The 24,388-nt window shown below is 55.7% G+C and carries 17 protein-coding genes, 1 rRNA gene and 4 pseudogenes; 11 read left to right on the top strand and 11 right to left on the bottom strand.

The genetic code is table 11. From position 1 onward, the window contains the following. Position 1 precedes the first annotated feature (1 nt). From accA to tilS, 4 genes are all read left to right on the top strand, one after another. Positions 2-961 carry an acetyl-CoA carboxylase carboxyl transferase subunit alpha gene (gene accA / locus SOPEG_RS18250; protein WP_025246424.1) on the top strand — a complete coding sequence of 320 codons (960 nt, stop codon included), beginning with the start codon at positions 2-4 and terminating at the stop codon, positions 959-961. Positions 962-1,157: 196 nt separating this feature from the next. Beyond that, a complete protein-coding gene (locus tag SOPEG_RS18245) occupies positions 1,158-3,290 on the top strand; it encodes a lysine decarboxylase LdcC (protein ID WP_025246423.1) in 2,133 nt (710 codons plus the stop codon). A gap of 148 nt (positions 3,291-3,438) precedes the next feature. Beyond that, positions 3,439-3,813 carry a VOC family protein gene (locus SOPEG_RS18240; protein WP_038469039.1) on the top strand — a complete coding sequence of 125 codons (375 nt, stop codon included), beginning with the start codon at positions 3,439-3,441 and terminating at the stop codon, positions 3,811-3,813. A 4-nt stretch (positions 3,814-3,817) separates the two neighbouring features. Then, the gene (tilS, locus tag SOPEG_RS18235) at positions 3,818-5,551 is read left to right on the top strand and encodes a tRNA lysidine(34) synthetase TilS (protein ID WP_025246422.1); all 1,734 of its coding nucleotides are present in this window, start codon (positions 3,818-3,820) and stop codon (positions 5,549-5,551) included. Positions 5,552-5,594: 43 nt separating this feature from the next. Here the strand turns inward: tilS and rof are convergent, their stop codons facing one another. Next, entirely contained in the window at positions 5,595-5,846 is a 252-nt protein-coding gene (gene rof, locus SOPEG_RS18230) for a Rho-binding antiterminator (protein ID WP_038469034.1), read from the bottom strand. A 137-nt stretch (positions 5,847-5,983) separates the two neighbouring features. Next, a complete protein-coding gene (locus tag SOPEG_RS18225) occupies positions 5,984-6,925 on the bottom strand; it encodes an IS5 family transposase (RefSeq protein ID WP_025246420.1) in 942 nt (313 codons plus the stop codon). 78 nt (positions 6,926-7,003) lie between these two features. On the opposite strand from SOPEG_RS18225, the gene SOPEG_RS18220 reads away from it, so the two are divergent. From SOPEG_RS18220 to SOPEG_RS18205, 3 genes and pseudogenes are all read left to right on the top strand, one after another. Continuing rightward, complete coding sequence (locus SOPEG_RS18220; protein ID WP_148297134.1) at positions 7,004-8,752, top strand: hypothetical protein; 1,749 nt, start codon at positions 7,004-7,006, stop codon at positions 8,750-8,752. A gap of 162 nt (positions 8,753-8,914) precedes the next feature. Then, positions 8,915-10,125: pseudogene (locus tag SOPEG_RS18215) on the top strand (IS256 family transposase). Between the two features lie 79 nt (positions 10,126-10,204). Further along, on the top strand, positions 10,205-11,413 hold the full coding sequence (locus SOPEG_RS18205) for an IS256-like element ISSoEn2 family transposase (protein ID WP_025246416.1): 1,209 nt from the start codon (positions 10,205-10,207) through the stop codon (positions 11,411-11,413). Positions 11,414-11,511: 98 nt separating this feature from the next. Here the strand turns inward: SOPEG_RS18205 and istB are convergent, their stop codons facing one another. From istB to tsaA, 4 genes and pseudogenes are all read right to left on the bottom strand, one after another. Beyond that, positions 11,512-12,261, bottom strand: a complete 750-nt coding sequence (gene istB / locus SOPEG_RS18200; protein WP_025246415.1) for an IS21-like element ISSoEn3 family helper ATPase IstB — start codon at positions 12,259-12,261, stop codon at positions 11,512-11,514. Positions 12,262-12,272: 11 nt separating this feature from the next. Then, a complete protein-coding gene (gene istA, locus SOPEG_RS18195) occupies positions 12,273-13,817 on the bottom strand; it encodes an IS21 family transposase (RefSeq protein WP_081743061.1) in 1,545 nt (514 codons plus the stop codon). A gap of 198 nt (positions 13,818-14,015) precedes the next feature. Further along, complete coding sequence (gene proS, locus SOPEG_RS18190; protein WP_025246413.1) at positions 14,016-15,740, bottom strand: proline--tRNA ligase; 1,725 nt, start codon at positions 15,738-15,740, stop codon at positions 14,016-14,018. Between the two features lie 197 nt (positions 15,741-15,937). After that, positions 15,938-16,611, bottom strand: a pseudogene (gene tsaA / locus SOPEG_RS18185) (tRNA (N6-threonylcarbamoyladenosine(37)-N6)-methyltransferase TrmO); the annotation flags it as partial. On the opposite strand from tsaA, the gene SOPEG_RS29975 reads away from it, so the two are divergent. Then, the gene (locus tag SOPEG_RS29975) at positions 16,501-16,737 is read left to right on the top strand and encodes a hypothetical protein (RefSeq protein ID WP_236851865.1); all 237 of its coding nucleotides are present in this window, start codon (positions 16,501-16,503) and stop codon (positions 16,735-16,737) included. The pseudogene tsaA and the gene SOPEG_RS29975 overlap by 111 nt on opposite strands. Here the strand turns inward: SOPEG_RS29975 and rcsF are convergent. The 4 genes and pseudogenes from rcsF to metN form a co-directional block, all read right to left on the bottom strand. Further along, positions 16,692-17,105, bottom strand: a pseudogene (gene rcsF / locus SOPEG_RS18180) (Rcs stress response system protein RcsF). The gene SOPEG_RS29975 and the pseudogene rcsF sit on opposite strands and share 46 nt — an antisense overlap. Before the next feature lie 115 nt (positions 17,106-17,220). Continuing rightward, positions 17,221-18,036, bottom strand: a complete 816-nt coding sequence (locus tag SOPEG_RS18175; RefSeq protein WP_025246412.1) for a MetQ/NlpA family lipoprotein — start codon at positions 18,034-18,036, stop codon at positions 17,221-17,223. Positions 18,037-18,100: 64 nt separating this feature from the next. Then, complete coding sequence (locus tag SOPEG_RS18170; protein ID WP_025246411.1) at positions 18,101-18,754, bottom strand: methionine ABC transporter permease MetI; 654 nt, start codon at positions 18,752-18,754, stop codon at positions 18,101-18,103. After that, complete coding sequence (gene metN, locus SOPEG_RS18165; protein ID WP_025246410.1) at positions 18,747-19,778, bottom strand: methionine ABC transporter ATP-binding protein MetN; 1,032 nt, start codon at positions 19,776-19,778, stop codon at positions 18,747-18,749. Before metN ends, SOPEG_RS18170 begins: the two co-directional genes overlap by 8 nt. Positions 19,779-19,967: 189 nt before the next feature. On the opposite strand from metN, the gene gmhB reads away from it, so the two are divergent. The 3 genes and pseudogenes from gmhB (at position 19,968) to SOPEG_RS18150 (ending at position 23,739) form a co-directional block, all read left to right on the top strand. Next, on the top strand, positions 19,968-20,540 hold the full coding sequence (gene gmhB / locus SOPEG_RS18160; protein ID WP_025246409.1) for a D-glycero-beta-D-manno-heptose 1,7-bisphosphate 7-phosphatase: 573 nt from the start codon (positions 19,968-19,970) through the stop codon (positions 20,538-20,540). A 331-nt stretch (positions 20,541-20,871) separates the two neighbouring features. Beyond that, a 16S ribosomal RNA gene (locus SOPEG_RS18155) occupies positions 20,872-22,414 on the top strand. A 184-nt stretch (positions 22,415-22,598) separates the two neighbouring features. Further along, positions 22,599-23,739 (top strand): annotated as a pseudogene (locus tag SOPEG_RS18150) (IS256 family transposase). On the opposite strand, the gene mobA reads toward SOPEG_RS18150, so the two are convergent. After that, on the bottom strand, positions 23,730-24,245 hold the full coding sequence (mobA, locus tag SOPEG_RS18145) for a molybdenum cofactor guanylyltransferase MobA (RefSeq protein WP_025246407.1): 516 nt from the start codon (positions 24,243-24,245) through the stop codon (positions 23,730-23,732). The pseudogene SOPEG_RS18150 and the gene mobA sit on opposite strands and share 10 nt — an antisense overlap. Between the last annotated feature and the right edge of the window lie 143 nt (positions 24,246-24,388).

The following is a 24,388-nucleotide window of genomic DNA, read 5'->3' as shown; positions in this document are numbered from 1 at the left end:
TATGAGTCTGAATTTTCTTGATTTTGAACAGCCGATTGCAGAGCTGGAAGCGAAAATTGACTCGCTGACCGCAGTCAGCCGTCAAGACGAAAAATTAGATATTAATCTGGATGAAGAGGTGCAGCGCCTGCGTGAAAAAAGCGTGGAGCTGACGCGGAAAATTTTCTCCGATCTGGGCGCTTGGCAAATCGCCCAGCTGGCGCGACATCCGATGCGTCCCTATACGCTGGATTATGTGCGGCATATCTTCACCGATTTTGACGAATTGGCGGGCGATCGCGCCTATGCCGATGATAAAGCCATCGTCGGCGGCATCGCGCGTTTGGATTCGCGGCCGGTGATGATCATCGGCCACCAGAAAGGGCGGGAAACGAAAGAGAAGATCCGCCGCAACTTCGGGATGCCGGCGCCGGAAGGTTACCGCAAGGCGCTGCGGCTGATGGAGATGGCGGATCGGTTCAATCTGCCGCTGCTTACCTTCATCGATACGCCGGGCGCCTACCCGGGTGTCGGCGCCGAAGAGCGCGGCCAGTCCGTGGCTATCGCAAAAAACCTGCGCGAAATGTCGGGCCTGCGGGTGCCGGTGATCTGCACCGTAATAGGCGAGGGCGGCTCCGGCGGCGCGCTGGCGATTGGCGTGGGCGATAAGGTCAACATGTTGCAGTACAGCACCTATTCGGTGATCTCCCCGGAAGGCTGTGCCTCTATTTTGTGGAAAAGCGCGGACAAAGCGCCCATCGCTGCCGAAGCGATGGGCATTATTGCCTCGCGCCTGAAAGAGCTGGAGCTAATCGACAGCATCGTGCCGGAGCCGCTGGGCGGCGCGCACCGCGATGTGCCGACCATTGCCGCCGCTCTGAAAACGCAACTGCTGGACGATTTGGCCGAGCTTGACGGTCTCAACGAGGAAGAGTTGCTCAACCGCCGTTATCACCGCCTGATGAACTATGGCTATTGCTGAGTGACCGACGCCGGACGCCGACGCTCGAGGTGCCCGGGCCAGACCGGCGATGTCTCACACCCCGCATGTTCGCGCCAGCGGGGTGTTTTTTTTCGGCCGGCGATGTGCTTTGGCCGCGCCCGGCCAGTCGCAATGCCGGCTATGCTTAACTTTCGGCCGAGATAACTGAGCGAAGGTCTTACGAAGGATGCGTTGAATGAATATCATTGCAATACTTTTGCCGGAACATGTATTTTACAAAGCCGAACCGGTGCGGGAGCTGGCACAGGCGCTGACCGATCAGGGCTATCACATTGTCTATCCCAGCGGCAGCCAGGATTTATTAACCTTACTTGAGCAAAATCCGCGCATTGCAGGCATTATTTTCGACTGGGAACAGTACGGCATGGATCTCTGCCTGGCCATTAACGAGATCAACGAGTATCTGCCGCTGTATGCGTTTATCAGCACCCATTCGGTGCTTGATGTCAGCGCCAATGATATGCGCATGGCGCTCTATTTTTTTGAATATGGCTTAAACGCCGCCGCCGATATTAGCCAGCGTATCCGGCAATATACCGCCGAATATATTGATGCCATCATGCCGCCTTTGACCAAGGCGCTGTTCCATTATGTGGAAGAGGGTAAATATACTTTTTGCACGCCGGGCCATATGGCCGGTACCGCCTATCAGAAGAGCCCGGTGGGCAGCCTGTTTTATGACTTCTTCGGCGGCAATACGCTGAAGGCGGACGTGTCGATTTCGGTGACCGAACTGGGATCGCTGTTGGACCATACCAGCTCCCACCTGGAGGCGGAGGAGTATATCGCCCGCACTTTCGGCGCCGAGCAGAGTTATATGGTCACCAACGGGACCTCCACCTCCAACAAAATCGTCGGTATGTACGCCAGCCCCGCCGGCAGTACGGTGCTCATTGACCGCAACTGCCATAAGTCGCTGGCTCACCTGCTGCTGATGAGCGATGTGGTGCCGATTTACCTGACGCCGAGCCGCAACGCCTACGGCATTTTGGGGGGAATTCCGCAGCGGCAGTTCAGCCGCGCGTGCATCGCGCAGAAGGTGGCAGCGACCCCGCAGGCCAGTTGGCCTGTGCATGCGGTAATTACCAACTCCACTTATGATGGTCTGCTGTATAACACGCAGTACATTAAACAGACGCTGGCGGTGCCGTCGATCCATTTTGACTCCGCTTGGGTGCCGTACACCAATTTCCATCCTATCTATCGCGGCAAAAGCGACATGAGCGGAGAGCGAACCCCCGACAAAGTCATCTTCGAGACGCAATCGACGCACAAATTGCTGGCGGCCTTTTCACAGGCGTCAATTATCCATATTAAGGGTGATTATGATGAACTCACCTTTAACGAAGCGTACATGATGCACACCACCACCTCGCCCCATTACGGCATCGTGGCGTCCATTGAGATGGCGGCGGCGATGGTGCGCGGCAAACCGGGGCGCCGCCTGATTCAACGCTCCATTGAGCGGGCGCTGCATTTTCGTAAAGAGGTTTACCGTTTACTTCAGGAGTCGGAGGGCTGGTTTTTCGATATCTGGCAGCCTGAGATCATTGAAGACGCCGTCTGCTGGCCGGTGGAGCCGGGCGCGCCGTGGCACGGGTTTCGCGATGCCGACGCCGACCATATGTACCTCGATCCCATCAAGGTCACCATCCTGACGCCGGGAATGGACGAGACCGGCGAGATGGCGTCGGAGGGGATCCCGGCTTCGCTGGTGGCCAAGTTCCTCAATGAGCGCGGCGTGGTGGTGGAAAAAACCGGTCCTTATAATCTGCTGTTTTTGTTTAGTATTGGTATTGATAAAACCAAGGCGATGAGCCTATTGCGCGGGTTGACCGAGTTTAAGCGCGCCTACGATCTTAATCTGCGCGTGCGCAATATGTTGCCGGACCTGTACGCGGAAGATCCTGATTTCTACCGCCACATGCGTATTCAGGACTTGGCGCAGGGTATCCACGGGTTAATCCGCCAGCAGCATCTGCCGCAACTGATGCTCAATACTTTCGCGGTGCTTCCCGAGATGAAAATGACGCCTTACGCCGCGTTCCAGCAGCAGGTGCGCGGTAACGTAGAAACCGTTGAGCTGTCGCAAATGGTTGGCCGCATTTCCGCCAACATGCTGTTGCCGTACTCGCCGGGGGTACCGGTGGTGATGCCCGGCGAGATGATCACCGAAGGCAGCCGCGCGGTGCTGGATTTCCTTTTGATGCTGTGTTCAATCGGCCAACATTATCCGGGCTTTGAAACCGATATTCACGGCGCTGAACTGACCGACGATGGCCGCTATTGGGTACGGGTCCTGAAATAAAGCGCCACCCGGCGGACGGCATGGGCGCAACCGCCCTGTACGAGCCGTGGGAAAATTGGTACAAAGGCGGGGACGCTGGTCGCGGGCGGAACGGCGGCGACCGAGTTGCCGCCGGCGGGACACAGAATGGAGACGGGGATCTTGAAACATGATTAGCCTACAACGAATGCACCATATCGCCATTATCGCCAGCGATTATGCGCGCAGTAAACATTTTTACTGCCAGGTGCTGGGCTTTACGCTTATCGGCGAACATTACCGCGCCGAACGGGACTCTTGGAAAGGGGATCTGGCGCTGCAAGGGGAGTATCTGATTGAGCTGTTCTCCTTTCCCGGCGCGCTGGGGCGGCTCAGCCGGCCGGAAGCCCAGGGGTTGCGCCATTTAGCCTTCAGCGTCGCCGACATCGATGGGGCGATTGCCAGCCTAGAGGCCGACGGCGTGGCCTGCGAGCCGGTGCGGGTTGATGTGCTCACCGGCAAGAAATTCACTTTTTTTACCGATCCCGATCGGTTACCGCTGTAGCTGTATGAAGCCTGATGCCGTTGGGCAGGTGCAGGCGCTGCGCCGTCGTGTCGCAGCCCGTGTCGCGCCTTATCGCGCGCTGCTGCTGGCATTCAGCGGCGGGCTCGATTCCACGGTATTACTGGATGCCCTCACCGCGCTGCGCGACGGTGATGACGACCTGGATGGCGCAGACGCGCCGGCGCTGCGGGCGGTTCATGTCCATCATGGATTAAGCCGCCACGCCGATCGTTGGGCCGCCCATTGCGCGCACGAATGCCGCCGGCGCGACGTTGCGTTTAGCACGGCGCATGTGGTGCTCGACGGGACGCCCGAGGGCATTGAGGCGGCGGCGCGTAGCGCCCGTTACCAGGCGCTGGCGGCGACGCTGGGGGACGATGAGGTGTTGCTTACCGCCCAACATCAAGACGATCAGGCGGAAACGCTGTTGCTGGCGCTTAAACGCGGTAGCGGTCCGGCCGGCCTGGCGGCGATGGCGGCGGATGCGCCATTTCGCGGTCGCCGCCTGGTGCGGCCCCTGCTGGAGTGCGGCCGTGCGGAGCTGGAGGCGTACGCCCGTGCACGCGGGCTCCGCTGGATTGAGGATGACAGCAATAGCGACCTGCGGTTCGATCGCAATTTTCTGCGCCTGCGGATCCTGCCGCCCCTGCGGCAGCGCTGGCCGCAATTTGCCGCCGCCGCGGCGCGCAGCGCGCAGCTTTGCGCCGAGCAGGAGCGGCTTTTGGATGAACTGCTGGCGGAGACGCTGGAGACGCTTACCCTGCCGAACGGGTCGCTGCGCTTGACGGCGCTAACGGCGATGAGCGATATCCGGCGCGCGGCCGTTTTACGGCGCTGGTTGGCCAGCCGCGGCGTGAGAATGCCCTCACGCCAGCAATTGGCCCGCCTGTGGCAAGAGGTGGCGCTCAGCCGGCGCGATGCGGTTGCACAAATGCAGCTCGACGACCGGCAGGTGCGACGCTTTCGCGACCGTCTGTATGTGCTGCCGCAATTGCCGACGCTTTCCGATGGCGCGGCGATAGTGCCCTGGCCGCCGCAAAGCGAAAGGCTTAGGTTGCCCTCAGGGCTAGGAATCCTCCATCGACGCCCGGTGGGCTTCAACAGCGTGGCGCAGGGCATAGCTAACGCGCCGCCGATGCCCGACAACGTCCCCGGGGGGCGCCTGGACGTCGGTGCCGCGATCGTCGCCGCTGAGGCTAATGCCGCCGCCTCTGATCTTAGCGCCGCTGCTGCTGCCGGTGTTATTTCTGACGCCGCCGGTGTTGCCTCTGATGCCGGTGCCGCCGCTGATACTCCTGTCGCTAGTGATGCTAATATCGCCGCGCACGACAACGTCGCCGCGGGAGGGATCGTCGTCAACACCGACGGTGCCGCCAGTGCGGCGCTGCCCGAGGCTGTGGTGCGCGCACCGCGGCCCGACGAACGGGTGTCGGTGCGCTTTGGCCCCGTGCGCGGTCTGCTGTATATCACCGGGCGCCGCCGCGGGCGTACATTGAAAAAAATCTGGCAAGAACTGGCTATTCCTCCGTGGCGACGCGGTAGCACGCCGCTGCTGTTTTATAATGATCAGCTCATCGCGGCGCTGGGGGTATTTGTCACCTGGGCGGGCGCGGCGCGGGAATCGGAGGCGCAATGGCATCTTTTTTGGCGGGCGGACAGCACTGACGCAAAAGCTGTCGCGTCAGAAGACGGTGGCCAGGACGGCATAGTGGCAAACGAGGATAGCGAAAGCGATTAACGGTAAGCGGGCAGCCGTAGCGGCCCGCGCAAGTGAGAGGGAATTACTCTGCGCTGACCACCACGGTGCCCAACTCGGGATGGGTGAAGCTGGCAATGTGATCCAACCGGATGTCCTGGCTGACGCCCGCCTGTTCGATAACCAGATATTCAACGCGCTTTCTCGACAGCATTTCGCGTGCCGCGCCGGTCACTGTTTCCCCATTACGAAGCGTAAGGTTCAATACCCAATAGCGCGTACAGGCGAGCTCAAAATTATCGTAATCATCACAGTTAATGGGCTGATACTCTTCTATTCATAGTCATAAGCGCTCACCTACATTTATTGGGCGGTAAATGCCGCCTGTTCCCTGAGGAAGGATACACCGCCATTCACCCGCTTTGTTGAATAAATCCGAAATTTGTGACGACTTCCTCCCTATCAGGGCGATTGTTACATGATGCGGACGCTGTTTGGCATTCCTAACAGTGTGATCCGGTTAAGTGCTTTAACCATTGCCATTGCCATTGCCATTGCCATTGCCTCACCTACCTGCGCGTCATAGTCATGCAGACTCAGATGACCACCCAGAAGTGTTTTAAACCGGAACATGGCCGTTTCAGCCAGTGAACGCCGGTGATAACCTACTTTCTTTTTCCAGGTATCGTTATTGCCGCTCAGATGCTGATTTGCCACCGCATGGTTACGCTCATAGTATCGAGCTGGCCAATATTGCGCACCACTTCGCGGTGGGATAAGCGGCTTTATTTTTTTCCTCAGCAGAGCATCATGACAGTAACGCGTATCGTAAGCACTGTCAGCCGACGCTTCCCTGATTTTCCGGTGGGTTTGGTTAATCAGCCCGGGCAGCGCCTGCGCATCTGTCGTACCGCTTAGCGATAAATCGGCACAGATAATTTCATGTGTCACGCTATCTACTGCCAGATGAAGCTTGCGCCATACTCTGCGCCTCTCAGCCCCATGCTGCCTGACTTTCCATTCGCCTTCGCCGAAGACTTTCAGGCCGGTGCCATCGATGACCAGGTGTGAGATTTCGCCGCGGGTTGGCGTTTTTATGCTGATGTCGACGGTTTTTGCTCGCCGGCTGACCAGAGAGTAATCTGGGCAGCGCAGCGACAGCCCCATCAGTTTAAAAATCGAGTCAATGAAACCCTGTAACGCCCGGAGCGAAAGGTTAAACACGCGCTTTATCATCAGAACCGTGGTAATGGCCATATCGGTGTAGTGAAGCGGCCGGCCACGATGTTCAGGTGGTGTACTCTCAGTCCATGCAGCAATGGCTGACTCATCAAGCCATACTGTCAGGTCCCCCCGCTGCCTGAGCGCATTGTTATATGCGGGCCAGTTGGTGATTTTAAACTTTTGCTTTGCCATGGGGACCTGATGTTGAAACGAATGTAGTGATCAGAGCCGCCAGTCACCTAAAAGTTCGATTTATTCAACAAAGCCCCCGTGACCCACAGCATGGCGCTGAGGGATCTGGAACCGGGTAAATTGGTGGTCTGCTATACGCCCGAAAAACATTACCATATGTTATTAAGCTTGGGCGACAATCATTTTGCCGGCTGGAACAATCATCTATTTAATAATAAGTTGGGTGAGAAGGATACTATCATTAGCGCCCGGCAATTAGGGTTGTTCAACAAAGGTTTTTTGCAGCAACAGGATCTGTCCTATCGGGTTTTGAGCGGGGCGGTTAACGTCGAAAAGACGCGCGTGGCCGCGCTGCTTGGTCCTGACAGCCGTATTGCCTTCACCCATAATACCAGCGTGCCGGGCGGCAGCGTGCAAATGCAGTTGAAAGCCCACGGCGCACCTACCAGCATTAACCATTACGATGCTTTGGAATGCGCCGAGGTGGTGTTGGGGATAAATGAATTACATAATCACGGCAGACCGCTAAAAGAATTAGAACTTATCTCCTGCTACGGGGGGTATGGCGGGGCGCACTCCTGCGCCCAAGTTCTGGCCAATCGATTACAAATACCGGTAAAAAGTTATCGCCGGGTGGTGGTGGATCACAAATTCCAGCGGCAGGGTAGCGCATTGGAATTTTCGCCGCAGAAGACGTTCGGCGCCAGACGTCTACATGAAAGCGTCGTTTGGCATTTGCGGTTGCATAATTTATTAGAGCGCCTATACCTGCGGTGGCATCGCCTAGTCAGCGTCCGCCGGCCCCGTTCCGATCTTCTCGATATGTCGTTCATTTTGATCGCGATGAATATTCTCAGGCTGCTGAAAGGCATGATCGACAGTGAATCTTTTTTTGAACGTTATCCCGGTTTTACGACGCCCAAGCTTATTAAAGAGGCTTTAACGCAGCTCGGCGCCGACGCGGAGAGCGACGGGCTGCTCGGCGCGATACTTATTTTGTTGTACGGCGAGCGGAAAATGCAGTGCGCGCTGCAACAATTTCTGGTGGAGAACGACCACGTTCGGTTGCGCCACGCTGATCCCACACCGCCCCCTCAACCGCCCGTGCCACACGAAATAGGTCATGCAACGCTCGATGAGAGCAATGACATTGCGCTAGCTCCTTTGGAGGCGTGTTGCGACCTACCCCTAATGAGCCAAATTTATCTCAGTTTTAGCGCGGGCGACGAGAAGCCGTTACTGAAACGCATCGTTAATATTGCCGCGCAGGATGCGGACAAACGGCGGTGGCCGAGCAAAGTAGCGCAAGCGCTTAACGCTTTGCCTGGGGTGCCCGTTCAGGCCGGCAAGCGAGACGGTACGCGTATCATCCCCGGCGATGGAGAAAAAGAGAATCTTATCTATATTGATGCCAATGCGACCTATGATTTTACTTTGCAGTGGGCCTTGATGAATGATGATGCGCCGTCACAGACCGCTCGTCTCGACGCGTGGCTCCCGTTTCCCACCGTCGCCAAACAGGGGGGTAAAATCTATCAGACGTTCCTTGATTTTCGGTCTTTGCGGTTGCAAAGGGATGCGCCGGCCATATTACTGCCCCAATTGGGAAGCGCCCTTTTGACGGTGCCGCGAGTGATTATCCAGATACTGGAAAATGGCACGCGGATGATCATCATGCAGCGGAGCCTGCCGCAGGAGTGCTACCACAGTAACGGGAAATTGGCCCGCTATATTGCCCAGGAAATAAACGACTATACCGCGTGCCTCAAAGTCGGTAAAAAGCAGGGGGCGCGATATAGCCGGTCGACTCGGTTGATGAAAATCTGATCTATGTTGACCCGGACTGCCTGCAACGCAGCCGATTAACGGCGAGTGTAGTACTGATGGATGATGAGACGCGCGCGCTGCAGATTCCGAGAGCCTGTTTAGAAATTTGTGTATTTGCCTAATTTTGATATGTTCAATCCAACATCAAAAACAGGTTAATTTATGGACGAAAAACAGTTGCAGGCTCTGGCTAACGAACTGGCCAAAAATCTCAAAACCCCTGAAGATCTCAGTCACTTCGATCGGCTGCTGAAAAAAATCAGCGTCGAAGCAGCTCTCAATGCCGAAATGACCCATCACCTCGGCTACGATAAAAATCAGCCTAAACCGGGGACCAACGCCCGCAACGGCTATTCCACAAAAACCGTTACCACTGGCGATGGCCCGCTGGCGCTGCGTACTCCGCGCGATCGTGACGGTTCCTTTGAACCGCAACTGGTGAAGCAGAACCAGACCCGAATTACCGGGATAGATAACCAGATTTTATCGTTGTACGCCAAAGGGATGACCACCCGCGAGATCGCCGCTGCGTTCAAAGAGCTGTATGACGCCGATGTCTCGCCGGCGCTGGTCTCAAAGGTCACCGATGCGGTCATGGAGCAGGTTGTCGAATGGCAAAACCGGCCTCTGGATGCAGTCTATCCCATTGTTTATCTTGACTGTATCGTTCTAAAAATCCGGCAGGACAGCCGCATCATCAACAAATCAGTGTTCCTGGCGCTGGGCATCAACATCGAAGGCCAGAAAGAGTTGCTAGGTATGTGGCTGGCCGAAAATGAAGGCGCAAAGTTCTGGCTGAACGTGCTGACAGAGCTGAAAAACCGCGGCCTGAACGATATCCCTATCGCCTGCGTAGACGGGCTGAAAGGTTTCCCTGACGCTATTAACGCGGTGTATCCGGAGGCGCGGCTCCAGCTGTGTATCGTGCATATGGTGCGCAACAGCCTGCGGTTCGTCTCCTGGAAGGACTACAAGGCCGTCACCCGCGACCTGAAAGCTCTATCTATCAGGCCCCTACGGAAGAAGCCGGCTTGCAGGCGCTGGAAGAGTTCTCCAGTGCCTGGGACATCCGCTACCCGCAAATAAGTCGAAGCTGGCAGGCAAACTGGGCCAATCTGGCCACGTTCTTTGCCTACCCAACGGACATCCGCAAGGTGATCTACACGACCAACGCCATCGAGTCGTTAAACAGCGTGATCCAGCATGCCATCAAAAAGCGCAAGGTGTTCCCGACCGACGACGCAGTGAAAAAGGTGGTGTGGCTGGCGATACAGGCGGCCTCACAGAAATGGACAATGCCTTTGAGGGACTGGCGCATGGCAATGAGCCGCTTTATTATCGAGTTCGGTGACCGCCTGAACGGTCACTTCTGAGAAAAGGGAGCCTGTTTAGAAATTTGTGTATTTGCCTGATTTTGATATGTTCAATCCAACATCAAAAACAGGTTAATTTATGGACGAAAAACAGTTGCAGGCTCTGGCTAACGAACTGGCCAAAAATCTCAAAACCCCTGAAGATCTCAGTCACTTCGATCGGCTGCTGAAAAAAATCAGCGTCGAAGCAGCTCTCAATGCCGAAATGACCCATCACCTCGGCTACGATAAAAATCAGCCTAAACCGGGGACCAACGCCCGCAACGGCTATTCCACAAAAACCGTTACCACTGGCGATGGCCCGCTGGCGCTGCGTACTCCGCGCGATCGTGACGGTTCCTTTGAACCGCAACTGATGAAGAAGAACCAGACCCGGATTACCGGGATGGATAACCAGATTTTATCGTTGTACGCCAAAGGGATGACCACCCGCGAGATCGCCGCCGCGTTCAAGGAGCTGTATGACGCCGATGTCTCGCCGGCGCTGGTCTCAAAGGTCACCGATGCGGTCATGGAGCAGGTTGTTGAATGGCAAAACCGGCCTCTGGATGCAGTCTATCCCATTGTTTATCTTGACTGTATCGTTCTAAAAGTCCGGCAGGACAGCCGCATCATCAACAAATCTGTGTTCCTGGCGCTGGGCATCAACATCGAAGGCCAGAAAGAGTTGCTAGGTATGTGGCTGGCCGAAAATGAAGGCGCAAAGTTCTGGCTGAACGTGCTGACAGAGCTGAAAAACCGCGGCCTGAACGATATCCTTATCGCCTGCGTAGACGAGCTGAAAGGTTTCCCTGACGCTATTAACGCGGTGTATCCGGAGGCGCGGCTCCAGCTGTGTATCGTGCATATGGTGCGCAACAGCCTGCGGTTCGTCTCCTGGAAGGACTACAAGGCCGTCACCCGCGACCTGAAAGCTATCTATCAGGCCCCTACGGAAGAAGCCGGCTTGCAGGCGCTGGAAGCGTTCTCCAGTGCCTGGGACATCCGCTACCCGCAAATAAGTCGAAGCTGGCAGGCAAACTGGGCCAATCTGGCCACGTTCTTTGCCTACCCAACGGACATCCGCAAGGTGATCTACACGACCAACGCCATCGAGTCGTTAAACAGCGTGATCCGGCATGCCATCAAAAAGCGCAAGGTGTTCCCGACCGACGACGCAGTGAAAAAGGTGGTGTGGCTGGCGATACAGGCGGCCTCACAGAAATGGACAATGCCTTTGAGGGACTGGCGCATGGCAATGAGCCGCTTTATTATCGAGTTCGGTGACCGCCTGGACGGTCACTTCTGAGAAAAGGCATTTACACAGAATCGTGTACAGGGTCATATTTTCCGATCACCCATTCCAGTGATATTCGATCACGTGTTCGCTCATCTTCTGACTCGGGTTTAGTCTATTTTTCCTGTGCTGGCTACTCCTTGCTTTTTGCGTAGTGATTCGCCTTTAAGTTCCAGTCTATAGCTGGGGTGTACTAACCGATCGAGTAACGCGTCAGCTGTCGTGGGGTTTTCTATCAGTCCATACCATTTTTTCACCGGCAGTTGACTGATCAGGATGCTGCTGCTTTTGTCGTAGCGATCTTCCATCACCTCCAACAGCATCGTTGCCTGCATCGGACTTATTGATTCTAGGCCCACGTCGTCCAAGATCAGTAACTCTATTTTTTCTAACTGCTTAAGCTGTTTTAGATAGGTCCCGTCTACCTGACACTGGTGAAGATGGGCCAGCAACCGACCCACTCGCCAGTAACGCACGCTATATTGCTGCCGGCATGCCTGCTCACCAAGCGCACAACTGAGCCAGGTTTTGCCCGTACCTGTCGGCCCCGTGATGAGTATGCTTTTCTGATATTTCAGATATTGTCCCCCTAGCAGATCTCGCATTTGTTCCGGTGTTACTCCTCGGCTAGGGATATAGCGGATATCTTCCGGTTTTGCCTGCAAGCGCATTTGCGATTGCCGTCGAATATGGCATATGTGGTTGTTTTTTATATGCAAATTTCCAGCTTCTACCATCAGCGACAACCGCTCCTCGAACCCCAGCTCCCCATAACTCCCCGGGAGTTCGCGTTGCGTCTCCAACGCCTGGACCATTGCCGACAACTTCAGCTCTCGCAGAGCCATTAACAGTGTATCCATATTTATTCTCCTTAGTGATAACTGTCCGGACCTCGGAGGTTTTCGTGAACCAGCATTGATACGCCGGCTCCGTCCTGGGTGACCTCACTTTCACGACCGTGTTTCAATACGTTGGCTATGAAAGAGCGGTTAATGCACCCTTTCTCCAACGCCAGCGCGCAGGCCTTCTCCAGTCGCGTCGTCTCATAGCGCCGTTGCAGATTGAGTAGCCCCAGCACGGAGCGGTAAGCCTGCTCCGGATGGGCTTTGCTCTTTTGGATGGACTCGACCACTTTCAGTGTGCACACACCTACCGACAGCGCCCAACTGCACAGCCTTTCCGGCGTCCACTGACTCTGCCCCTTATGGTTAGCCGGCATGTGCGCCGCCTGAGTCGTGTGCCTATAGGCGTTATCGCTGCGAGGGTGCGTAGCCACGCAGACGCCCTTATGGTGGATTTGCACCAGCCGTTGGGTGGCGATGACGTCAACGCGCTCGCCAACCAGCGGATGCGGCACCGAATACCAGTTTTTGCCGTAGTCTATGTGGTAATCAGGTCCCACTCGGGCAACGAGATACTCACTGTATTCCCATTGTGTGGGCGGTAGAGGCCCAAGAGCCGGTTTGTCCAGCTGCTCGAAGCGTTCAAGGCGACTTTGTCCGTCGTAATGACGCATCGGGCGCAGATTCAACTCATGATTGAGTTCTCGTATCACCTGGTTGAGTTCGGCCAGCGAGTAGAACCTACGTTTACGCAACCGGGCCAAAACCCAGCGTTCTACCAGCTGCACAGTTGATTCTGCCTTCGCCTTGTCTTGCGGTTTTCTCGGGCGCGCCGGTAGCACCACTGTCTCATAGTGATTTGCCAGCGCCTGGTAGCTCTGGTTTATGACCGGCTCATAGCGGTCAGGGGTGCTGACAGCGCTGCGCAGATTATCAGGTATCATCAGCTCCGGAACCCCACCCATGAAGTGCAGGCAGCGGCTATTGGCGTTGAGCCACGATGCCATGTCCTGGCCTTCGCAGGCTTCGATATACGCATAGCCTGACACGCCCATGGCAGCGACGAAGATAGCGACCTGGCGTACGCTACCGGTCGCAGGGTTGACGATAGGTACGGTGGGGCCACAGAAGTCGATGAAGAGCTTTTCGCCAGCCTTGTGCTCCATGCGCATGGAACGCCGCTGCTTCTTTTTCCAGTCACGGAACAGTGCACAAAACTGTGAGTAACCGAGGGCATCACCGCCCACGGCGGACTGATATTCCATCCAGAGCAGCTGCTTGGTCATGCCCTTGCGGCTTAACTCGATATCAAGCCAGCTGGGTAAGGTATTGATAACTTTTCCGGATTTGCCGGGATAGAGCAGGCGGTCGAGGTCGACGGGGGACAGTTCCGCCGGCAATGGCCAGACCAGGTTAGCTACCGTGAATCGGCCGAAGATATCGTGCACGGTAGTACAGCCTATGCCGAGCGCTGCTACGATAGTGCGATTCGAGCGACGCTGCTCGAATTTCATACGTAAAACATTAATATAGGTGCACATTTCCGTTCTCGCTTTCTTCTTTTTACGTGCCATGCCATGCCCCCGGAAGCTAAAAGTCTCCAGAGTATGGCGGAACAGAAGATGAGCGATCGGACAGAATCGGAATCGCTGATCGGGTGACCGGAATCAGTGATCGGATGAAATCAGAATTAGTGATCGGATGTGATCGGAACCAGCACGCGCCGTCCACGACCGTGGACGGCGCATGAGTGAGGCGAGTAGTGTCTCGTTTTATTTCGCGGCGGTGATTTCACCGACGAGAAAATCAACAATCGCGCTGAGTTTGATCATCTGCTTCTCACCACTGCGGCGGTTTTTATACTCGATTTCATCCGCATCCAGATTGCGATCGCCTATGACCAACTGGTGCGGTACACCGATAAGCTCCATATCGGCAAACATCACGCCCGGACGCTCTTTGCGATCGCCGAGCAGAACGTCGATACCGCGCGCCTGCAACTGCCGGTAAAGATCTTCCGCCACCTCTTTCACCCGGAAGGATTTATGCATATTCATGGGCAAAATGGCGACATTGAACGGCGCCAGGGCTTCCGGCCACAAAATGCCACGCTCGTCGTGGTTTTGCTCGATAGCAGCCGCCACCACGCGGGTGATGCCGATGCCGTAGCAGCCCATGATCAGCGTTTGGTTACGGCCGTCTTCACCCTGCACGGTGGCTTTCATCGCTTCTGAATATTTGGTGCCCAACTGGAAAATATGGCCCACTTCGATCCCGCGCTTGATTTGCAGTGTACCGTTACCGTCCGGGCTGATATCGCCGTCAACAACCTTGCGCAGGTCGGCTACCTGAGGCAGCGGCAAATCCCGTTCCCAGTTGATGCCGAAGAAGTGTTTCCCCTCGGCGTTGGCGCCGACGGCGAAGTCGCTCATCACCGCCACGCTACGGTCGATGACCAGCGGCAGCGGCAGGTTCACCGGCCCAAGCGAGCCAGGACCCGCGCCGACCGCCAGACGGATTTCCTCTTCGCTGGCGAACGTCAACGGGGCGGCGACCTGCGGCAATTTTTCGGCTTTGACGTCGTTGAGCTGATGATCGCCGCGGACCATCAGCGCCACCAGCGGATGACCGGCGTCTTCGCGGGCGCGGACCAGCAGCGTCTTGACGGTTTTTTCCACCGGCAGCGAAAATTGCGCCATCAATTCGGCGATGGTGCGAGCGTCGGGGGTGTCCACCAGCCGCATCTCTTCGCTGGGCGCGACGCGGGTGGCGGCCGGGGCGACCGCCTCTGCCAGTTCGATATTGGCGGCGTAGTCTGACGCGGTCGAGAAGACGATATCGTCCTCACCGCTGTCGGCCAGCACCTGAAACTCGTGGGACGCGCTGCCGCCGATGGAGCCGGTATCCGCCTGCACCGCGCGGAATTCCAGCCCCATACGAGTGAAAATAGCGCTATAGGCCTGATACATAGTGTCATAAGTCGCCTGCAGCGACGCCTGGCTGGTGTGGAAGGAGTAGGCGTCTTTCATCACAAACTCCCGCGAACGCATGACGCCGAAACGCGGGCGCACTTCGTCGCGGAATTTGGTCTGGATCTGATAAAAATTCAACGGCAACTGCTTATAGGAGCTGACCTCATTGCGAATAAGGTCGGTTATCACCTCTTCATGCGTGGGGCCCAGGACAAACGGCCGCGCGCCGCGATCGGTAAACCGCAGCAGTTCCGGGCCGTACTGGACCCAACGTCCGCTTTCCTGCCACAGATCTGCCGGCTGCACTACCGGCATGGCCACTTCAATCGCGCCGGCGTTGTTCATCTCTTCGCGCACGATATTTTCCACTTTACGCAGCACGCGCAAACCGGTGGGCAGCCAGCTATACAGGCCGGACGCCAGCTTACGAATCATCCCGGCGCGCCGCATCAGCTGATGGCTGACCATTTCCGCATCGGCGGGGACTTCCTTGAGGGTGGAGAGCAGATATTGGCTAGTACGCATGTTAGTTAGGTTCCACAAAAGCGGCTGAGTGCCGTAGGCTGCCGGCAGGCAGCAAAAAAATGAAAGTGATATAGTCTACCAGCGCCCGCCGACGGCCAAAAGGACCGGCGGGAAATTTAACTCGTTATCCCGCCTGCGCTGCTGGATTCGGGCTCGGTGATCGGGCCGGCGGCGTCAGTGTCGCCGCCCGGTAACGTATCGATGGCGATAACCTCGGCAGTCGTCTCGCTCACGCGCCAGCGGACATTAAAATCCAGCAGCGCCGCGGCATACTCCCGCGCCGGCATTCCCCGACGGTGATAGACGGGACGGGAATCCTGCGCCAGAACATCGCCGATAAATTCCCGCAATCGGGGCCAGACGTGAGCCTGCGCGCGCAGCTGCCGCTCCGCCGGGGGGGAGAAAATGACCTGTAGGGTATCGGCGGGGGCGGCTTGCGCAAAGCCCGCGCGGGCGTCGGGCAGGCTTTCGGCATAGGGAAGATAGGGTTTAATATCCACCACCGGCGTCCCATCCACTAAATCCAGACTGCCAAGACGTAAAATGACGTCGGCGCCGTGCCGCGTAATGCCCTCCAGTGCCACCAGCGACATGCCGATGGGATTGGGGCGAAAAGGCGAGCGGGTGGCGAACACCCCCATCCGGCTATTGCCGCCAAGCCGCGGGGGTCTGACCGTGGGCCGCCAGCCGCCAGCCGCCAGCCGCCAGCCGCCAGCCGCCAGCCGCCAGCCGCCAGCCGCCAGCCGCCCTCCGGCGTTTGATGAAAAACAAACAGCAGCCAAATATGGCTGAACTCCGTCAGGCCGCGTACCGCTTCCGCTTGATTATAGGGCGGCAGCAAATGCAACTCGCCGACGCCATCCGCTACCAGCCCCGGCTGGCGCGGCACGGCGAACTTTTCTTTATAGGGCGAGCGGACAACGCCTATTTGCCTGAAGCCGAAAGTCGAGGTCATTGCGAAACGCTGAGCGCGGTCCCCTGGCAAATGGCCTGCTGATAGCAGCCAGCGACGGCGCTCACGATCTGGCACTGATGCAGTAACACGCCGTTGCCTTTCATCGCGGCGGCGCGGATCTGCATATTGCGGCGTACGGCGCTGATGCTCGGCGGCGGATCTTGCAGGCTGACTTTGCAGGTGGAGCCATACACCTCGCCCAGATCGCGGAACGGCTTGCCTACCAGCTCTTCAGGATTTTTATACAATTTCGCCGGCAGGGGCGCGCTGCGTGGCGCGGCTTTATGTACGGCGGAGGTCGTGTCTTTAAACGGATTTTAGGGGCCGCTTTGTACGGCGGAAGGTGCGTGGTATAGCCCGGAGCATCCCGTTAGCGAGAGAAGGAGCAGCGAAACAAGTAATGCGCGTATCATTTTTCCTCTGGTTATTGTTATAACGGCTGCTATTGAAGCAATCTACGGCAGAAATAACAAGACGGGCCGTGACCCGTCTGATTAAAACACCGCGAAAAACTGTTATTAACAATTACCAGCCTTTGACTGCGCCACCGTTAAAGATTTTGTTGGCGGCATCGTTCACTTCATCGGACTGATAGGCCTGAACGAATTTCTTCACGTTTTCGGTGTTTTTATTGTCTTCGCGCGCCACGATCAGGTTGACATAAGGCGAGTCCTTATCCTCGACAAACAGACCGTCTTTGGTCGGCGTCAGGCCAATCTGGCTGGCGTAAGTGGTATTGATAACCGCCAGGGCGATCTGCTGATCGTCAAGCGATCGTGGCAACTGCGGGGCTTCAAGTTCCGCCAGCTTCAGGTTCTTCGGATTATCGGTCACATCCAGAACGGTCGGCATCAGCCCCACGCCCGGTTTCAAACCGATCAGCCCAATTTTTTGCAACAGCAGCAGCGAACGGCCCAGGTTGGTCGGATCGTTGGGTAGCGCGATTTGTGCGCCGGGCTTCAGCTCGTCCAGCGATTTGATTTGCTTGGAATAGCCGGCGATGGGATACACAAAGGTATTCCCTACGGCCGCGAGCTTATAGCCGCGATCTTTTATTTGCTGATCCAGATACGGTTTGTGCTGGAACGCGTTAACATCGATATCGCCCTTGCTGAGCGCTTCGTTCGGCAATACGTAATCATTAAAGGTCACCAGCTCCACGTCCAGGCCGTATTTCTCTTTGGCCACTTTTTGCGCCGTTTCCGCTACCTGCTGTTCCGCGCCATTGATCACGCCTACTTTGATGTGATTCGGATCTTTTTCATCCTGTCCGCAGCCGGCCAGCGCCACCGCGCTAACCAGTGCCGCCACCTTTGCCAGAGTTTTAATATTGAAAGACATATCCCTTTCCTCACAGTGAGATGTAGTGTCCTTACGCCATAATGTCGACGCAGGGACGGTCGCGTTATTTATGGGTAACCGCTCTGACGAGCCGATCACCGCAAAATTGTATTAAATAGACCAGAACCACCAACAATACTAATACGGTATTCATCACGGTGGCGTTGTAACCGATATAGCCGTATTGAATGCCGATTTGTCCCAGGCCGCCGGCGCCCACGGTACCGCCCATGGCGGAATACCCCACCAGGGTAATGAGCGTAATGGTCGCGGCGTTAATGAGACCCGGCAGCGCTTCCGGCAGCAGCACCTTGCGGATAATCTGCAGCGGTGTGGCGCCCATGGCGCGAGAGGCTTCTACCAGGCCAGAGGGAATTTCCAACAGGGCGTTTTCGACCATTCGGGCAATAAAGGGGGCGGCGCCTATCGTTAGCGGCACAATGGCGGCCTTAAGGCCGATGGAAGTCCCGACGATGATACGGGTAAACGGAATCATCCAAACCAGCAGAATAATAAAAGGAACGGAACGGAATATGTTTACTAACGCCGATGCCATTCGGTACAGTTTGGCATTGTCGACAATCTGACCGGGACGGCTAACGTAAAGCAATACACCGATGGGTAGACCGATGACAAAACCGAAAAATCCCGAGACGAATGTCATCGTCAGGGTTTCCCAAACTCCACGGGCCAATAGGGCGATCATTCCATCAGACATAACCCAGTACCTCTACATTGACCTGATGCTGCTGCAAATAAGCGATGGCGGCGGCAGCGTCCGCTTCATCCCCGTCCATTTCCGTCAACATGATGCCGAATTTAACGCCGCCGGCGTAATCCATCTGGGCGCTGATAATGTTATTGTTGACGTTGAAACGGCGCGCGGTTTCTGACAACAGCGGCGCATCCACCGACTGACCGGTAAATTCCAACTGTAATATGGGAATGCGGCCGGGCGCACGTTCGGTATGCATGCGCTGCTGATAATCCTGCGGAATATCCAAATGCAGCGTGGAACGGATGAAAGCCTGGGCCAGCGGCGTTTTCGGATGGGAAAACATTTCGCTTACTGAATCCTGCTCAATGAGTTCCCCTTGGCTGATGACCGCAACCTGATCGCAAATGCGTTTCACAACATCCATTTCATGGGTAATCAACAGTATGGTCAGTCCTAGGCGCTGATTGATATCTTTCAACAACGCTAAGATTGACTGGGTCGTGGCGGGATCCAGCGCGCTGGTGGCTTCATCGCACAGCAGCACTTTAGGATTGCTGGCCAGCGCGCGGGCGATGGCGACACGCTGTTTCTGCCCGCCCGAAAGATTCGCCGGATAGTTATCCGCTTTATCCTCCAGCCCTACCAGCGCCAGCAACTCGGCGACCCGCTGGGTGATAGCGCTTTTAGGCCGCTTATCCAATTCCAGCGGCAGCGCGACATTGCCGGCCACCGTGCGTGAGGAAAGTAAATTAAAATGCTGGAAGATCATGCCTATCTGACGACGGGCATCGATCAACTTCCGCTCGGGCAGATTCGTCAGATCGGTACCGTTGACCACCACCGAACCGGATGTAGGCCGTTCCAGCAGATTGACGCAGCGTATCAAGGTGCTTTTCCCCGCGCCAGACGCCCCGATGACGCCGTAAATTTGCCCAGCGGGCACGTGAAGGCTAACATCTGATAGCGCGGTAATCGTCCGCGTGCCCAGCGTGAAGTGCTTGGTGATGTGAGAAAGTGTGATCATGCTTATTTTTATATATAGGCCGCATAGCGAACGTAAAGGTAACAAATCAAAGCCGACCGGCATTGAAGTGCGTGGATGTTAAGGCGTCTAGACGTCTAAGTTAACTGCGTTACGTTCCATTTTATGGGTTTCTCTTCCCATGTCAAAACATGCGATACTTGAGGCTTATCCGTAATCAGGAGCCTTGCAGTGGCACAGTCTGTTTCCGCAATTTTTTTAGACCGTGACGGTACGATTAACGCCGATAACGGTTACGTCCATGAGATTGACGATTTTCAATTTATCGATGGTGTGATCGAAGCCATGCAGGAATTGAAAAAAATGGGCTTCGCCCTGGTGGTGGTCACGAATCAATCCGGGCTGGCTCGAGGTTTTTTCAGCGAAGAGCAGTTTATGCGCCTGACGGAATGGATGGACTGGTCACTGGCGGATCGTGACGTTGATCTGGACGGTATCTATTTTTGCCCTCACCATCCCCAGGCGGCGGTGGAGGCGCTACGCCAAGAGTGTGATTGCCGCAAGCCGAAACCCGGGATGCTGCTGGACGCGCAGCGCCACCTGCATATCGATATGGCTTCTTCTTACATGGTGGGGGACAAACTGGACGATATGCTGGCGGGCAAGGCGGCGGGGGTTGGCACTCGGGTACTGGTGCGCAGCGGCAAAGTGGTAACGGAGCAGTCCAGCGCGGCGGCAGATTGGGTCATCGATAGCCTGGCCGCGCTGCCGGCCGCGATTAAGCGGCGTCAATCCGGCGCGTAACGAATGATTTGTGACCGGTTGGAAAAAAAGTAAGGATATTCCCTTGCCATTTCAAACCGGCTCCCTACAATGCGCCTCCATCGACCGGTCATGTGAATATCATCACAGTGAACGGGAGGGTTCAGAAACAGGCGAAACGGCTTGACACTGAATGAGGAAGGCGTAATATACGCTGGCCGGATTCCAGCTGCGCAGCGCTCTTTAACAATTTATCAGACAATCTATGTGGGCACTCACAAGACGATATCGATACACGAAATATCAAGTCTTGAAGAGTGAACAGCGAATATTCATAAGAATACCAGTTTTAATTCTTTGAGCATCAAGCTTTTAATTGAAGAGTTTGATCATGGCTCAGATTGAACGCTGGCGGCAGGCCTAACACATGCAAGTCGAGCGGCAGCGGGAAGAAGCTTGTCTTCTTTGCCGGCGAGCGGCGGACGGGTGAGTAATGTCTGGGGATCTGCCCGATGGAGGGGGATAACTACTGGAAACGGTAGCTAACTACCGCATAACGTCGCAAGACCAAAGTGGAGGACCTTCGGGCCTCACACCATCGGATGAACCCAGATGGGATTAGCTAGTAGGTGGGGTAATGGCTCACCTAGGCGACGATCCCTAGCTGGTCTGATGAGGATGACCAGCCACACTGGAACTGAGACACGGTCCAGACTCCTACGGGAGGCAGCAGTGGGGAATATTGCACAATGGGGGAAACCCTGATGCAGCCATGCCGCGTGTGTAAAGAAGGCCTTCGGGTTGTAAAGCACTTTCAGCGGTGAGGAAGGCGGTGGCGTTAATAGCGCCATCGATTGACGTTACCCGCAAGAAGCACTGGCTAACTCCGTGCCAGCAGCCGCGGTAATACGGAGGGTGCGAGCGTTAATCGGAATTACTGGGCGTAAAGCGTACGCAGGCGGTCTGTTAAGTCAGATGTGAAATCCCCGGGCTTAACCTGGGAACTGCATTTGAAACTGGCAGGCTAGAGTCTCGTAGAGGGGGGTAGAATTCCAGGTGTAGCGGTGAAATGCGTAGAGATCTGGAGGAATACTGGTGGCGAAGGCGGCCCCCTGGACAAAGACTGACGCTCAGGTACGAAAGCGTGGGGAGCAAACAGGATTAGATACCCTGGTAGTCCACGCTGTAAACGATGTCGATTTGAAGGTTGTGGCCTTGAGCCGTGGCTTTCGGAGCTAACGCGTTAAATCGACCACCTGGGGAGTACGGCCGCAAGGTTAAAACTCAAATGAATTGACGGGGGCCCGCACAAGCGGTGGAGCATGTGGTTTAATTCGATGCAACGCGAAGAACCTTACCTACTCTTGACATCCAGAGAACTTGGCAGAAATGCCTTGGTGCCTTCGGGAGCTCTGAGGCAGGTGCTGCATGGCTGTCGTCAGCTCGTGTTGTGAAATGTTGGGTTAAGTCCCGCAACGAGCGCAACCCTTATCCTTTGTTGCCAGCGATTCGGTCGGGAACTCAAAGGAGACTGCCGGTGATAAACTGGAGGAAGGTGGGGATGACGTCAAGTCATCATGACCCTTACGAGTAGGGCTACACACGTGCTACAATGGCGCATACAAAGAGAAGCGATCTCGCGAGAGTCAGCGGACCTCATAAAGTGCGTCGTAGTCCGGATTGGAGTCTGCAACTCGACTCCATGAAGTCGGAATCGCTAGTAATTGTGGATCAGAATGCCACGGTGAATACGTTCCCGGGCCTTGTACACACCGCCCGTCACACCATGGGAGTGGGTTGAAAAAGAAGTAGGTAGCTTAACCTTCGGGAGGGCGTTTACCACTTTGTGATTCATGATTGGGGTGAAGTCGTAACAAGGTAACCGTAGGGGAACCTGCGGTTGTATCACCTCCTTATCTAGACGATACGTTAAGTGACGTGTCCACACAGATTGTCTGATAACTGTCACGAGCAAGAAAAACCTTCTATAGGCTTGTAGCTCAGGTGGTTAGAGCGCACCCCTGATAAGAGCCTGTTTAGAAATTTGTGTATTTGCCTGATTTTGATATGTTCAATCCAACATCAAAAACAAGTTAATTTATAGACGAAAAACAGTTGCAGGCTCTGGCTAACGAACTGGCCAAAAATCTCAAAACTCCTGAAGATCTCAGTCACTTCGCTCGGCTGCTGAAAAAAATCAGCGTCGAAGCAGCTCTCAATGCCGAAATGACCCATCACCTCGGCTACGATAAAAATCAGCCTAAACCGGGGACCAACGCCCGCAACGGCTATTCCACAAAAACCGTTACCACTGGCGATGGCCCGCTGGCGCTGCGTACTCCGCGCGATCGTGACGGTTCCTTTGAACCGCAACTGGTGAAGAAGAACCAGACCCGGATTACCGGGATGAATAACCAGATTTTATCGTTGTACGCCAAAGGGATGACCACCCGCGAGATCGCCGCCGCGTTCAAAGAGCTGTATGACGCCGATGTCTCGCCGGCGCTGGTCTCAAAGGTCACCGATGCGGTCATGGAGCAGGTTGTCGAATGGCAAAACCGGCCTCTGGATGCAGTCTATCCCATTGTTTATCTTGACTGTATCGTTCTAAAAGTCCGGCAGGACAGCCGCATCATCAACAAATCTGTGTTCCTGGCGCTGGGCATCAACATCGAAGGCCAGAAAGAGTTGCTAGGTATGTGGCTGGCCGGAAATGAAGGCGCAAAGTTCTGGCTGAACGTGCTGACAGAGCTGAAAAACCGCAGCCTGAACGATATCCTTATCGCCTGCGTAGACGGGCTGAAAGGTTTCCCTGACGCTATTAACGCGGTGTATCCGGAGGCGCGGCTCCAGCTGTGTATCGTGCATATGGTGCGCAACAGCCTGCGGTTCGTTCTCCTGGAAGGACTACAAGGCCGTCACCCGCGACTTGAAAGCTATCTATCAGGCCCCTACGGAAGAAGCCGGCTTGCAGGCGCTGGAAGCGTTCTCCAGTGCTTGGGACATCCGCTACCCGCAAATAAGTCGAAGCTGGCAGGCAAACTGGGCCAATCTGGCCACGTTCTTTGCCTACTCAACGGACATCCGCAAGGTGTTCCCGACCGACGACGTAGTGAAAAAGGTGGTGTGGCTGGCGATACAGGCGGCCTCACAGAAATGGACAATGCCTTTGAGGGACTGGCGCATGGCAATGAGCCGCTTTATTATCGAGTTCGGTGACCGCCTGGACGGTCACTTCTGAGAAAAGGCATTTACACAGAATCCGGTACGGGCTCTGACCCGCCTTCCTCCGCGGTGCAGAAACGCCTCCAGCGCCGGCGCCAAAGCTCGGTGTAGCAGCGTAAACGTGGGATGATCGTGACCTTTATCATCGCTGGCAAAGGCCGCGGACGCCTGCTGTCGATTCTCCCACAACCGCGCCACCAAATCGTTCGGAAACACCGGAACATCACAAGGGACAAACGCGACCCATTCGCTATCGGCAAGGCGTAGGCCCGTCAGCATCCCGGCCAGCGGCCCAGCAAAACCGGGAAAAGTATCCGCCACAACCGGAAAACCGCCGTGCTGATAGGCATCTTCGTTACGATTGGCGTTAATCATCAGCACAGCGACCTGCGGCGCCAGACGATCGGCTACGTAACGGTATAATGGCTTATGATTGATTTGCAGCAGGCCTTTATCTTCACCGCCCATGCGCGTCGAAAGCCAGCCCGCCAGGATCACGCCGGTAATGCCGTTGGTTGCCATCGCCCTCTCCAGGATGAAATTCTAGGGTACGGGGATTACCCTTCATATTAGGATACAATGTTTTAGCGAATGCAGGATAATGCTGTTTATCCCCGTTCGCGAATCTTGCTACAGTACTGTCAGACCTTCACTAAGGAATGTAT

The organism is Candidatus Sodalis pierantonius str. SOPE (assembly GCF_000517405.1).
GTDB classification, from domain to species: Bacteria; Pseudomonadota; Gammaproteobacteria; order Enterobacterales; family Enterobacteriaceae; genus Sodalis_C; species Sodalis_C pierantonii.
Note: the sequence above shows the minus strand (reverse complement) of the source record. Positions and strands in the feature narration are given on the sequence as shown.